Source organism: Leucobacter sp. VD1 (genome assembly GCF_037150695.1).
GTDB lineage: Bacteria > Actinomycetota > Actinomycetes > Actinomycetales > Microbacteriaceae > Leucobacter.
In genome coordinates this window covers 306,350-318,567 of sequence record NZ_JBBCPO010000001.1, presented here as the reverse complement: position 1 = coordinate 318,567, position 12,218 = coordinate 306,350, and the positions used below count along the sequence as shown (strand labels likewise).

Sequence of the window (12,218 nt, the reverse complement as noted above, 5' to 3'; positions counted from 1 at the left end):
CAGCGCCGTGATCACGTAACATTCGCCCGCGCCGACTCCGACCCGGGCAGAATGGTGACTTATGGACTGGCAGACCCCCGAGGACTCGTTCCCCACCGATTTCATCACCGACGCGCAGTTGCGGGCGTTGATGGGGCGGCCGCCGATCTCTGGCGGGTGGCGCGACGGTGACCCTGTTGGCGAGCGCAAGTTCGTGGGAATCGGCGCGCTCACCACGGAGGCCGGTGCGGAGATTCCGAATGTGCGGATCGCCTACGAGGTGTTCGGTGAGCTGAACGAGCGCCGTGACAACGCGATCCTCGTGTTCCACGCGCTCACCGGGGATAGCCACCTCGTGGGCCCTGCCGGACCCGGCCATCCGACGGACGGCTGGTGGAGTGAGATCGTTGGGCCTGGTCGCCCGCTCGACACGAGTCGCTACTGCATCATCGCACCGAATGTGCTGGGTGGCTGCCAGGGCTCGACGGGGCCGGCGAGCCTTGACCCTGACGGTCAGGAGTGGGGCGGGCGGTTCCCGTATCTCACGATCCGTGACCAGGTGGCGGCTGCTGCGCGCTTCGCCGATGAGATCGGTATCGAACGGTTTGCCGCGGTGATCGGCGGGTCGATGGGTGGGATGCACGCCCTGGAGTGGGGTATCGCGCATCAGCAGCGCACGGAGCGGCTGGCGGTGATCGCGGCTCCCCCGGTGACGACGGCGGATCAGATCGGCCTCAACCTGGTGCAGCTTGAGGCGATCCGCTCCGACCCGTTCTACCGGGGCGGTCACTACTATGACGCCCCTGATGGGGTGGGCCCGCATCACGGTCTTGCGACGGCCCGGCGGCTCGCGCTGCTGAACTATCGCAGTCACACCGAGCTGGATGATCGTTTTGGGCGGGCGTGGCAGTCGGCGGTGAGCCCGCTGGGTGGCGGTGGCCGCTTCGCCGTGGAGAGCTACCTCGATTTTCATGGCAACAAGTTCACGCGCCGCTTCGATGCAGGCAGTTATGTCACGCTGGTGCAGGCCATGAACTCGCACGATGTGGGGCGCGGGAGGGGCGGGGTGCGCGCGGCGCTGTCGACGCTCGACTTGCCCACGCTGGTGCTTGGGATCCCGAGCGATCGGCTCTTCACCGTCGAGGGGCAGGATGAGATCGCCCGCCATACCCCCGGCAGCCTCGACTGCGACCGGGCGACGCGCATCGACTCCCCATTCGGGCACGACGCTTTCCTCATCGAGTTCGAGCGGGTCGGTGAGCAGCTGCGCCGCCTGCTCGCGGTGTCAGGACCGAGGGACTGAGGATGAGCGGATCAGCGGATCACCCGCTCAGCTGATCTGCCGATCCGCCGATCCGCCGAGCCGCCGAGCCGCCGAGCCATCCTCGCCCTGTCAGCGCCCCTCGACCGCTTCGACTGCCTCGACCACGGCGGCGAGTGCGGCGCAGGTCTCGCGGTCTTTCGCTTCGTCGTCGGCGGTGTTCCAGGCGCTGGTCTTCACGATGACGGTCTCGCTGTCGGGGTCGACCCAGAGGTATTGGCCGTGTACGCCGAGGCCGGTGAAGGCGCGCCTTTCGCCGCCGAGCGTCCACCACTGGTTGGAGTAGCCGTAGTGGGCGTAGCCGCCGCCGACGAGTGCGCCGGGCTGCAGCTGCGGCAGATCGGAGCCGCGGCTGCGCGCGACCCACGCTTCGGGCACGAGTTGCACGTCGCCGACGCGGCCTCCGGCTGCCATGATCGCGCCCACGCGTGCAACGTCGCGCAGAGTGGCGTTGAGCGATCCGCCGCCGAGGGCGGTGCGGGGGTGTCCGCGGGTGAGGAAGTAGAAGGCGTCGCTTTCGGCGCCCATGGGCCGCCAGAGCTGCTGCTGGGCGTAGGCGGCGATGCTGCGGCCTGTGGCGGCTTCGAGCACCCAACCGAGGACGTGAGTGTCGATAGTGGAGTAGTTGAAGGCGGTGCCTGCTGGGGTGACGCGCGGGGTGGATCGGATGACGTCGAGCACGGATCCGCCTGTGGTGACGGCGGTTTCGAAGCGGCGGATGGGTGCGTCGGGGATGGTCCAGTCTTCGACTCCACCGACGCCGCTGCGCATGTCGAGCAGTTGGGCGACGGTGACGCCCTCGTAGGCGGTGCCTGCGAGTTGGGGCAGGAGGTCTGCGACGTGCTGTTCGGTGGAGGCGAGTTCACCGCGTTCGAGGGCGATGCCGAGCAGCATCGAGGTCACTGATTTGGTGAGGGAGAACAGCTGGAAGCGGGCGCTCGGCGAGGCGAAGGCGCCGGGGTAGCTTTCGTGCAGGAGGATGCCGCGGTGCAGCACGAGAAATCCTGTGGTGTGGGTGCGGCGGTGCAGCTGTTCGAGGCTGTATTCGCGGCCGTCGAAGGTGTAGGTGATGTGAGCGAGGGCTTGTGGGGTGGCGGGCAGCGCTCGGCTGCAGGCGGGTCGGCGCACCTCTTCGATGGGCATCACGCGGTGCATGTGGGTAAAGGTCCACTCGTTGATCGGCCGCCGGGTGGCGATCTCGCCCTGGTGGCGCCAGAGCCATGCGCCCCCGGCGATGGCTGCGGCGGCGGTTACGGACGCCGCCAGCACCTGCGATGCGCGCATGGATCCTCCTGGGTGGTCGCGGTTTCCGAAGAATATGGGAGGGGCGGATCGGGCCACGGCTGATCCTGGGTGCCCTCCCACCACCCTCTCACTTTGGCGGCGTAGTCTCACCGGGTATTGAACGTTCGCGAGAGGAGCCGGGCCATCGTGACTGCTGTGTCGTCGCGCCGTTCTGTGCGCACTTTCCGCGCGGTCGCAACGGTGTCTGCGGCGCTGCCGCTGTGTTTGACGGCTTGCGCTCCGGTATCGTCGGTGGCGCATCAGGTGGCCGAGTTGCGTGCGGCGACGGGCTCAGATCTGCTCGAGGTATCAACCGAGCAGGTGTACGACGCTGTTGAGACGCACCTGCTCACCGATGCGGGCGGCGGTCGCTTGTCGGCGTTGATCGGTGACTCCCTCTCGACGAGCGGCTACATCGTGCTCTTCGATGGGGTGATCACGGAGGCAAAGCTGCGGATGCACGCGGCGGGCTTGCCTGATGCGGCGTTCGAACTGACTGAGCCGACTGCGTTGCGGCGCGATATGAGCGAGAACGCCACAGTCAGCGCTGTGGGCACGCTTTCGGCCGGGGGCGTGGTGCGGCCGCATACGACGCTGCGGGTGACGCCCACGGCACTCACCGAAGACACTGTCGAGTTCGATGTGCGGTTGAGCGTGCCCGATAATCCCTTGTTTGCCCAAGACTCAGCATTCGCTGACGAGCTTGCGGCGCATGTGGTGTTCGCCGCGCACTGACACCGGCGCACACAGCGTGCGGTGACCGGGAGATCCGCGATCCGCCCCTCTCATGAGGCTTGCGGATCGCGGATCGCCGTTCAGTCGAAACGCCTGCGCCGTGTGGCGTCGTGAACTTCACCCACCAGCTCTTCGATGACATCTTCGAGGAAGACCACGCCGAGGTCTGCGCCGTCGCCGTCGTAGATGCGGGCGAGATGGATGCCACGGGCCTGCATGCGTGCCAGCACATCTTCCAGCTCGGTGCCGGCGTGGATCGACATCATTGCGCGGATGCGCTTGCCCGGAATGGGCTGAGCGATGCGGTCTTCGCCGAGCCGCACCAGATCCTTGATGTGCACGTAACCGTCGAGCCCTCCGGCGGGGTCCGCGATCGGGTAGCGCGAGAAGCCGTGGCGTGCAACCGCGGCGTCGACATCGAGCGGGGTCGCCCCTGCAGGGAGCACCACGAGCCTGTCGAGCGGTACGAGCAGATCTTCTGCACGTTTCTCGGTGAACTCGAACGCCGCGGTGAGCGTGCCGCTGCGGTCTTCGAGGAGGCCTTCGCGAGTCGATTGGTTGACGATGCTCGCGACTTCTTCGAGGGTGTAGGTGCTGGTGGTTTCAGACTTCGGTTCGACGCCGAAGAGCCTGAGGGTGCCGTTCGCGACCGCGTTGAGCGCGGCGATGATGTGCTTGAGCACCCGGGACACGGCGACGAGCGGTGGCGCGAGCAGCAGCACCGCCTGGTCTGGCATGGAAAAAGCTGCGTTCTTGGGCACCATCTCACCGAGCACGACGTGCAAGTACGACACAAGCAGCAGCGTGATCACGAAGGCGGCGATAGACACAGCTTCGGGGCTGAGCCCGGTCCAGGCGAGCGGCCCCTCGAGCAGGTGGTGGATCGCAGGCTCAGAGACGTTCAGGATCAGCAGCGAGCACACCGTGATGCCGAGCTGGCTGGTGGCGAGCATGAGCGTGGCATGCTCCATCGCGTAGAGCGCGGTCTTCGCGCGCTTCGATCCGGCTTCGGCCCGCGGTTCGATCTGTGAGCGGCGCGCCGAAATAACGGCGAACTCAGCGCCGACGAAAAAGGCGTTGGCGGCGAGCAGCACGACCAGCCAGACGATTCCCATCCAGTCGCTCATGGGCGCTCCTCCCGTGCTTCGCGGGCCTCAGTGGCTTCGCCGGCTCCGTCGGCTTCGTCTGCGGGTATGGGCGGGCTCGTGTAGCGCAGGCGCGAAATGCGTCGCCCGTCCATGCGCTCGACGCGCAGAGTGCCGCCATCAGGCAGCGCCACTTCGTCGCCCGGGTCGGGGATACGGCCCAGTTCGCGCAGTACGTAGCCAGCGACGGTGTCGTAGGCGTCGTCGTCTGGCACGTCGATGCCGGTCTGGTCGCGCACCTCGTCGGGGCGCAGATCGGCGGGGAACGTCATTTGCTCGGCGGTGCCGACGACGCCTGCGGCTGCGCGGTCGTGCTCGTCTGCGACTTCGCCGACGATCTCCTCGACGAGGTCTTCGAGGGTCACGATGCCGGCGGTGCCGCCGTATTCGTCGACCACGATGCCCAGCTGGAAGCCAGACGAGCGCAGCGCTTCGAGCAGGTGGTCGAGGTGCATGGTCTCCGGCACGCGCACCACATCTTCGGCGAGTGCCGCGACGGGCACCTCGCCGCGCTTGTTGCGGGGCACGGCGACGGCCTGCTTCACGTGCACAACCCCCACTACGTCGTCGCGATCCTCATCAATGACGGGAAAACGCGAGAAGCCGGTGCGGCCGGAAAGTTCGAGCACGGCCTGCGCGGGTTCGAGACGCTGGAGGCTTTCGATGCGCAGTCGCGGCGTCATCACATCTGCGGCGGTGAGCTCTGAGAATCGCAGGGTGCGGTCGAGCAGGGTGGCGGTGTCGGCTTCAAGCAGGCCGGCGCTCGCCGAGTGGCGCACGAGCGAGGAGAGCTCTTCAGCGGATCGCGCGCCCGACAGCTCTTCCTTGGGTTCGATACCGATGGCGCGCAAGATGCCGTTCGCACTGCCGTTGAGCACAACGATGGCGGGCTTGAACGTGGTCGTGAACGCCGCCTGCGCCGGCATCACCACGCGTGCTGTGGCGAGCGGCTTGGCGAGCGCGAAGTTCTTCGGCACGAGTTCGCCGACGATCATCGAGAACACCGTCGCCAGCGCCACCGCGAGGGGGGCACTGATAGCGCGTCGCAGGCCTTCAGGCACGCCGAGTGCTGCGAGCGGCATATCGAGGAAGCTGCTGATCGATGGTTCGAGCGTGTATCCGGCGAGCAGCGTGGTGAGGGTGATGCCGAGCTGCGCACTCGAGAGGTGCGTCGAGGTGCGCGTCAACCCGCGAATCACACGGTCGAGCCCGCGCTGGCCTGCAGCACGGCGGCGTTCGAGATCGTGGCGATCGAGGGCGACGAGGGAGAATTCCGCGGCGACGAAAATGCCGGTGCCTGCGGTGAGGAGAATGCCGATCAGGAGCAGGAGCCAGTCGTTCACTGGCGGCTCCTCGGCGATGCGGAGGGCCGCGCGTCAGCGCGGCAGGTACTCGGGGGGTCCGAAGGTCTTCGAGAGTCTGCGTCCATAGCCCTCCCGATCCTAGCAGTCGGGAGTGGGGGTTGTTCCTGAGAGTCATTGCCCATCGGGTCTGCGAAAGGCGTAGGCTTGTCTATTGGATACCGGCTACGGAGCCGGTCCGGGCCACGAGTTGCCACTTACCACATCTACGAAGGGAAGTCGCTTTGGCGGAGCGCACGGAGACCACCGGTCAGGTTGGTCCCGCAGGAGATTTCGGTGCGAACGAGTGGCTCGTCGATGAGCTCTGGAAGCAGTACCAGCTCGACAAGAACTCAGTAGATCGATCGTGGTGGCCCGTGCTCGAGCAGTACGGGCAGTCCTCCGGAGCCCCGGCCGCATCGACGGCCGCCGTGCCCAAGCCGAAGGCCACCGCGCAGCCCGCTGTCGTTTCGCCTGCCGCCCCTGCGACAGGGTCGGTTCCCACTTCCACGCAGCCTGCGCGCACCACCAACGCGGCTCCCCGCGAGACCCCGATCCCCGCCGATGCGCCGCGCACCGCTGCCCGTTCAGAAGCCACCGAGGTGCAGCAGGAAGACACCGTCACTCCGCTGCGCGGTATGGCCCGCACGCTCTCCAAGAACATGGATCAGAGCCTCACCGTGCCCACCGCCACGAGCGTGCGCACCATCCCGGCGAAGCTGCTGATCGACAACCGCATCGTCATCAACAACCACCTGCGGCGCAGCCGCGGCGGCAAGGTCTCGTTCACGCACCTCATCGGGTGGGCGCTGATCCAGTCGCTGAAGGAGTTCCCCAGCCAGAACGTGGCCTACGCCGAGATCGACGGCAAGCCATCACTCGTTGCACCGGCACACATCGGCCTCGGCATCGCCATCGATGTGCCCAAGCCCGACGGCACCCGTTCGCTGCTGGTGCCGAGCATCAAGCGCGCAGAAACCCTCGACTTCAACGAGTACCTGGCAGCCTACGAAGACCTCGTGAAGCGCGCCCGCAACAACAAGCTGGGTGCCGCAGACTTCCAGGGCACCACGATTTCGCTCACCAACCCGGGCGGCATCGGCACCGTGCACTCGGTGCCACGCCTCATGAGCGGGCAGGGCTCCATCATCGGCGCCGGCGCGCTCGAATACCCGGCCGAGTTCCAGGGCGCATCCGAAGAGGTGCTTGTGCGCCTGGGCATCTCGAAGACGATCACGCTCACCAGCACCTACGACCACCGCGTTATCCAGGGCGCCGGTTCCGGCGAGTTCTTGAAGCTCGTCCACGAGCGCCTCACGGGCGGCCACCGCTTCTACGAGCAGATCTTCGCGGCCCTGCGCATCCCCTACAAGCCCGTGCAGTGGGCCACAGACATCCACGTCGATGTTTCGGGTGCGGTCGACAAGACGGCCCGCGTGCAAGAACTCATCAACTCCTTCCGTGTGCGCGGTCATCTCATGGCCGACATCGATCCGCTCGAATACGTGCAGCGCACCCACCCCGACCTTGAGATCGAGAATCACGGCCTCACCTTCTGGGATCTCGACCGCGAGTTCGTCACGGGCGGCATCGGTGGCAAGCGCACCATGAAGCTGCGCGACATTCTCGGCGTGCTGCGCGACTCCTACTGCCGCAAGATCGGCATCGAGTACATGCACATCCAAGACCCTGAGCAGCGGCTGTGGCTGCGCGAGCAGCTTGAGGTGCCCTACGCGAAGCCCAGCCGCGACGAGCAGATGCGCATCCTCGAAAAGCTCAACGAGGCCGAAGCCTTCGAGACCTTCTTGCAGACGAAGTACGTAGGTCAGAAGCGCTTCAGCCTTGAGGGCGGCGAGTCCGTGATCCCGCTGCTCGATGCGATGCTCATCGACGCCGCTGAAGACGGCGTCGACAGCGTAGATATCGGTATGGCGCACCGCGGTCGCCTCAACGTGCTGTCGAATATCGCGGGCAAGACCTACGGCCAGATCTTCCGCGAGTTCGAGGGTGCTCAGTCGCAGAAGGCCGGCTCGGGCGATGTGAAGTACCACCTGGGCACCTCGGGCGTCTTCACCGCCCCGAACAGCACACAGGTGCCGGTGCACCTTGCCGCGAACCCGTCACACCTCGAAACCGTCGACGGTGTACTCGAGGGCATCGTGCGCGCGAAGCAAGATCTGAAGCCCATCGGCTCCTTCACCACGCTGCCCGTGCTCGTGCACGGCGATGCGGCGATGGCGGGCCAGGGCGTCGTCTACGAGACGCTGCAGATGTCGCAGCTGCGTGCGTACCGCACGGGCGGCACGATCCACATCATCATCAACAATCAGGTGGGCTTCACCACGCTGCCGCTCGATTCGCGCTCGGGTGTGTATTCGTCCGAGATCGGCAAGGTCGTGCAGGCCCCGATCTTCCACGTGAACGGCGACGACCCAGAATCGGTGGTGCGGGTCGCGAAGCTGGCCTACGAGTTCCGCCAGCGCTTCCACATCGACGTCATCATCGACCTCGTCTGCTACCGCCGCCGCGGTCACAACGAGGGCGACGATCCCTCGATGACGCAGCCGCTCATGACCGACCTCATCGAGGCGAAGCGATCCACCCGCCGTCTCTACACGAGCGCTCTGGTGGGCCGCGGTGATATCACCGAGGAAGAGTACGAGAAGGCCAAGCAAGACTTCCAGGATCGCCTCGAGGTCGCCTTCCAGGAGACGCACGCCGCGCAGACCGGGTCGATTCCGATCGTGGGCTCCGGCGGCATCGGTGAAGTCGCCGAGGTGGGCGGCCCCGGGCCGGCACCGCTGGAGACCGCGGTGGATCGCGCCGTGATCGAGCGCATCGGTGACGCCTTCGGCAACAAGCCCGAGGGCTTCACGGTGCATCAGAAGCTGCAGCAGCTGCTCAACAAGCGGGTCGAGATGAGCCGTGAGGGCGGGATCGACTGGGGCTTCGGCGAGCTGCTGGCGCTCGGTTCGCTGCTGATGGAGGGCACCGCGGTGCGCTTCGTAGGCCAGGATGCCCGCCGCGGCACCTTCGCGCAGCGGCACGCGGTGTTCCACGACCGGGCCAACGGCCAGGAGTGGATCCCGCTGCTCAACCTCTCCGACGATCAGGCTCGGTTCTGGATCTACGACTCGCTGCTCTCCGAGTACGCGGCGCTCGCCTTCGAGTACGGCTACTCGCTGCAGCGGGAAGACGCGCTCGTGCTGTGGGAGGCCCAGTTCGGTGACTTCGCCAACACGGCGCAGGCGGTGATCGACGAATACATCGCCGCGGCCGAGCAGAAGTGGGGTCAGCGCTCCTCGGTGGTCATGCTGCTCCCCCACGGCTACGAGGGTCAGGGGCCGGATCACTCCTCGGCGCGCATCGAGCGATACCTGCAGCTCTGCGCCGAAGACAACATGATCGTCGCCCGCCCCTCGACGCCGGCGAACTACTTCCACCTGTTGCGGCGTCAGGCCTACGCGCGTCCCCGCAAGCCGCTCATCGTATTCACGCCGAAGCAGATGCTGCGCCTGCGCGGCGCGGCCTCCGCCGTCGAAGATTTCACCACCGGCACCTTCCAGCCCGTGCTCGACGATCCCACGATCGAGAACCACGCGGCGGTGGAGCGGGTGGTGCTCGTCTCGGGCAAGGTCTACTACGATCTGCGCGCCGCGCTCGAGAAGCGACCCGACCCGCGGGTGGCGCTGGTGCGGGTGGAGCAGTTCTACCCGGTGCCGAACGTACAGCTGGGCCGCGTGCTCACCCAGTACCCCGGCGCTGAGCTGGTGTGGGTGCAGGATGAGCCCGAGAACCAGGGCGCGTGGCCGTTCATCTCGCTTGAGCTCTCGAAGCATCTGGCGAACGATCGTATCCGCGTGGTCTCCCGCCCCGCTTCTGCGGCCCCGTCGACGGGTTCGGCGAAGGTGCACGCAGTCGAGCAGGAGCGCCTCATCGCGCGCGCGCTCCGCTTCGACGACGAATCCTGATCGGGGGCACGGGTGCAGAAACCCCCGCTGGGGCAAACCCCTCAGCACGGCGAGAGCGATCCCGGCGGCCCGAGTGTCGGCGGGATCGCCCAGCGGATCGCTGCGGCGATCTCTATGGGCGTGCTCACCGTAGGCGAGCGCCTGCCCGTCGAGGCTGAGCTCGCCACGCAGTTCGGGGTTGCGGTCGCGACGCTGCGGAAGGCGCTCGCCGAACTGCGCGCGCACGGCATTGTCGAGACCCGACGGGGCCGCAACGGCGGCACCTTTGTGGTGCAGGCACCGTTTCCGTCACCGCAGGAGCTGCGGTCGTCGTTGGCGCGCACGAGTCTGGTGGCGTTGCGCGACTTCTTCGATGAGCACGCGGCGATCTCCGGGATGGCGGCGCGTCTGGCTGCTGAGCGCACGCAGCCGGGGATGCGAACGAGGCTCGCGGAGTTCGCATTCGAGGCTCGGGAGGGGCGCAACGGTCGTGAGCGTTCACTGGCCGACAGCCGTTTCCACTTCGAGATCGCGGTGCTCAGCCATTCGCGCCGGCTGCTGTCGGGTGAGCAGCGGCTGCACTCGGAGCTGGCTCCGTTCTTGTGGTGCGATGCGATCTGCCGCGCTTCGGTGCAGCAGGCTTTCGCGGAGCATCTCGCGATCGCGATGGCGATCGAGCAGCAGCAGGCCGATGAGGCCGAACGGCTCGCCGTGGAGCACGTCAGGGGAAACATGCAGCTCATCGTTGATGGCAAGCTGGCGCTCGACGCTTCGGAGGAGCTGTCGTGACCGCGGCGGAGCTTTCGGCGGCGATCGCCGGGGTTGACGGCTGGTTGCATGACCGCTTCGCCCACCTTGAGAAGCTGTCGCATGATTTTACGGCGCTGCTGACGCTCGATGAGGCGGGCCGGCTCGATCTGGGTGAGACGGTGCGGCGTCGGCTGCGTGGGCTTGCCGTGCGTTATCTCGCCGACAATGCTGTTGTCGATGGCTGCGGGCTGATTTTTGCGCGTTCGGTGCTGAGCTTCGAGCGTGGTCATCTGGAGTGGTGGGTGCGCGAGGATGAGACGCGCTTTGCCCGTTACTCGTTCGGTGTGGTGCCCGGTGCCGACCGCTACTACGACTACGAACACCATGAGTGGTTTATCAGGGCGTTCCACGAGGGCACCCCGGCGCTGGTGGGGCCCTATATCGACTATCTGGGTGTTGAGGCCTACGTGCTGACGCTGACGGTGCCGGCAAGTGTTGGCGGCGTGCGGGTGGGCGCGATCGGCAATGACATTCAGGTGGCTGATCTTGAGACCGAGCTGCTGCCGCTGTTGCAGCGCAGCGGCACCGAGATGGCGCTTGTGGGCCGTCACGGCAATGTGCTGGTGGGCAACTCGTCGCGGCTGCTCTCTGGGGTGTTTGTGCCTGAGACGGGCGGTGGCTTCGATGGCTTGACCCGCAAGCGGATCGGCCCCGAGGGTGCCGACGTGCACCTGATCTACCGCGCCGAGGCCTAGAACTCGCGCGTCGAGCCGGCCTCTCCATTTCGTGCCTCACCGAGTCGGCTCAAATGTATCGAGCCGGCCTGCTATTCGCGTGAATTGCAGGCCGGCTCGGCACAAAGGGACCGACTCAACGGGAGCGCGTGGGCCGGGGCGCGGCGCGGGGGGGGCGGCGCGGGGGGCGGCGCGGGGGGCGGCGCGGGGGGGCGGATCAGGCGCTGCGCTGGGCGAGCTCGGCGAAGCGATCGGCGATCGGCAGCCAGACGGCGCCGAGCCGGGGTTCGGCCGCGCGCACGTCGCCCACAAGCACGGCCTCCTCGAGGCCGAGGTCGTCGATGCTCTGACGATCCTCGTCCACCCAGTCCTGCGCGGTGCCTCCGAGCGCCTCGGGATGAAACTGCACTCCCCACGCCGCAGCTCCGATGCGGAACGCCTGATTGCGGCAGGCGGGGCTCGACGCGAGCAGCTGGGCGCCTTCTGGGAGGCTGTCGGCTTCAAGCCAGTGCCACTGCACGGCCGGCACCGAGGTGCCTGCGAGGTCTCCGAAGAGCGGATCGCCGGCAGCCGAAGCGGCGAAGCCGACATCGAGCAGCCCCACTTCTGGGCCCGCCGGCATGGTGCGCACGTGGCCGCCGGTGGCGGTGGCGAGCAGCTGCGCGCCGAGGCAGATGCCGAGGGTCGGCACTCCCTGTTCGACGCCGTCTCGCAGCAGTTTGCGGGTGGCAGGCAGCCAGGGTGCCTGCTCGTCTTCGGTGGGGCCCATGGCCCCACCGAGCACGATCAGCGCGTCATAGCCGTCGAGCGTTTCGGGCACGGGGGCGCCGGCGTCGGGCCCCACGGTCTCGAGGTTCAAGCCGTGTTCGATGAGCCGATCCGATAGCTGTCCCAGCCCCGCGTTCTGCTGATGTTCGATCACCAGCACTCGTGCACTGCGCATTCCGTTTCCCTTCTGTTCTCAACCGCCTGCTTCTGAT

Annotated in this window: 9 protein-coding genes; 5 read left to right on the top strand and 4 right to left on the bottom strand. The window is 67.0% G+C overall.

Annotated elements, in window-relative coordinates:
* Window positions 1–61: 61 nt before the first annotated feature.
* Window positions 62–1,282, top strand: a complete 1,221-nt coding sequence (metX, locus tag WFL22_RS01595) for a homoserine O-acetyltransferase MetX (protein ID WP_336991194.1) — start codon at window positions 62–64, stop codon at window positions 1,280–1,282.
* A gap of 90 nt (window positions 1,283–1,372) precedes the next feature.
* On the opposite strand, the gene WFL22_RS01590 is transcribed toward metX, so the two are convergent.
* A complete protein-coding gene (locus WFL22_RS01590; RefSeq protein ID WP_336991193.1) occupies window positions 1,373–2,584 on the bottom strand; it encodes a serine hydrolase domain-containing protein in 1,212 nt (403 codons plus the stop codon).
* 147 nt (window positions 2,585–2,731) lie between these two features.
* On the opposite strand from WFL22_RS01590, the gene WFL22_RS01585 reads away from it, so the two are divergent.
* Window positions 2,732–3,319 (top strand): hypothetical protein, encoded by a 588-nt coding sequence (locus WFL22_RS01585; RefSeq protein WP_336991192.1) that lies wholly within the window; start codon window positions 2,732–2,734, stop codon window positions 3,317–3,319.
* Window positions 3,320–3,399: 80 nt separating this feature from the next.
* Here the strand turns inward: WFL22_RS01585 and WFL22_RS01580 are convergent, their stop codons facing one another.
* The gene (locus WFL22_RS01580; RefSeq protein ID WP_336991191.1) at window positions 3,400–4,446 is read right to left on the bottom strand and encodes a hemolysin family protein; all 1,047 of its coding nucleotides are present in this window, start codon (window positions 4,444–4,446) and stop codon (window positions 3,400–3,402) included.
* Window positions 4,443–5,807 carry a hemolysin family protein gene (locus WFL22_RS01575; protein ID WP_336991190.1) on the bottom strand — a complete coding sequence of 455 codons (1,365 nt, stop codon included), beginning with the start codon at window positions 5,805–5,807 and terminating at the stop codon, window positions 4,443–4,445. The genes WFL22_RS01580 and WFL22_RS01575 overlap by 4 nt, the downstream gene beginning before the upstream one ends.
* A 242-nt stretch (window positions 5,808–6,049) precedes the next feature.
* Here WFL22_RS01575 and WFL22_RS01570 point away from each other — a divergent pair, with 242 nt between their 5' ends.
* Genes WFL22_RS01570 through WFL22_RS01560 form a run of 3 tightly spaced genes read left to right on the top strand, consistent with a single transcriptional unit; the run spans window position 6,050 to window position 11,259 of the window.
* Entirely contained in the window at window positions 6,050–9,775 is a 3,726-nt protein-coding gene (locus tag WFL22_RS01570) for a multifunctional oxoglutarate decarboxylase/oxoglutarate dehydrogenase thiamine pyrophosphate-binding subunit/dihydrolipoyllysine-residue succinyltransferase subunit (protein ID WP_336651461.1), read from the top strand.
* Between the two features lie 12 nt (window positions 9,776–9,787).
* Window positions 9,788–10,543 carry a FadR/GntR family transcriptional regulator gene (locus WFL22_RS01565; protein ID WP_336651462.1) on the top strand — a complete coding sequence of 252 codons (756 nt, stop codon included), beginning with the start codon at window positions 9,788–9,790 and terminating at the stop codon, window positions 10,541–10,543.
* Window positions 10,540–11,259, top strand: coding sequence for a cache domain-containing protein (locus WFL22_RS01560; protein ID WP_035733496.1), 720 nt, complete (start codon window positions 10,540–10,542; stop codon window positions 11,257–11,259). The genes WFL22_RS01565 and WFL22_RS01560 overlap by 4 nt, the downstream gene beginning before the upstream one ends.
* Window positions 11,260–11,455: 196 nt before the next feature.
* On the opposite strand, the gene WFL22_RS01555 is transcribed toward WFL22_RS01560, so the two are convergent.
* Complete coding sequence (locus tag WFL22_RS01555) at window positions 11,456–12,181, bottom strand: type 1 glutamine amidotransferase (RefSeq protein ID WP_035733492.1); 726 nt, start codon at window positions 12,179–12,181, stop codon at window positions 11,456–11,458.
* Between the last annotated feature and the right edge of the window lie 37 nt (window positions 12,182–12,218).

What these genes read in the sequence shown, in the direction of transcription:
- WFL22_RS01555 (WP_035733492.1), bottom strand. Translation starts at nt 12,181, where the DNA reads ATGCGCAGTGCACGAGTGCTGGTGATCGAACATCAGCAGAACGCGGGG.
- WFL22_RS01580 (WP_336991191.1), bottom strand. Translation starts at nt 4,446, where the DNA reads ATGAGCGACTGGATGGGAATCGTCTGGCTGGTCGTGCTGCTCGCCGCC.
- WFL22_RS01590 (WP_336991193.1), bottom strand. Translation starts at nt 2,584, where the DNA reads ATGCGCGCATCGCAGGTGCTGGCGGCGTCCGTAACCGCCGCCGCAGCC.
- metX (WP_336991194.1), top strand. Translation starts at nt 62, where the DNA reads ATGGACTGGCAGACCCCCGAGGACTCGTTCCCCACCGATTTCATCACC.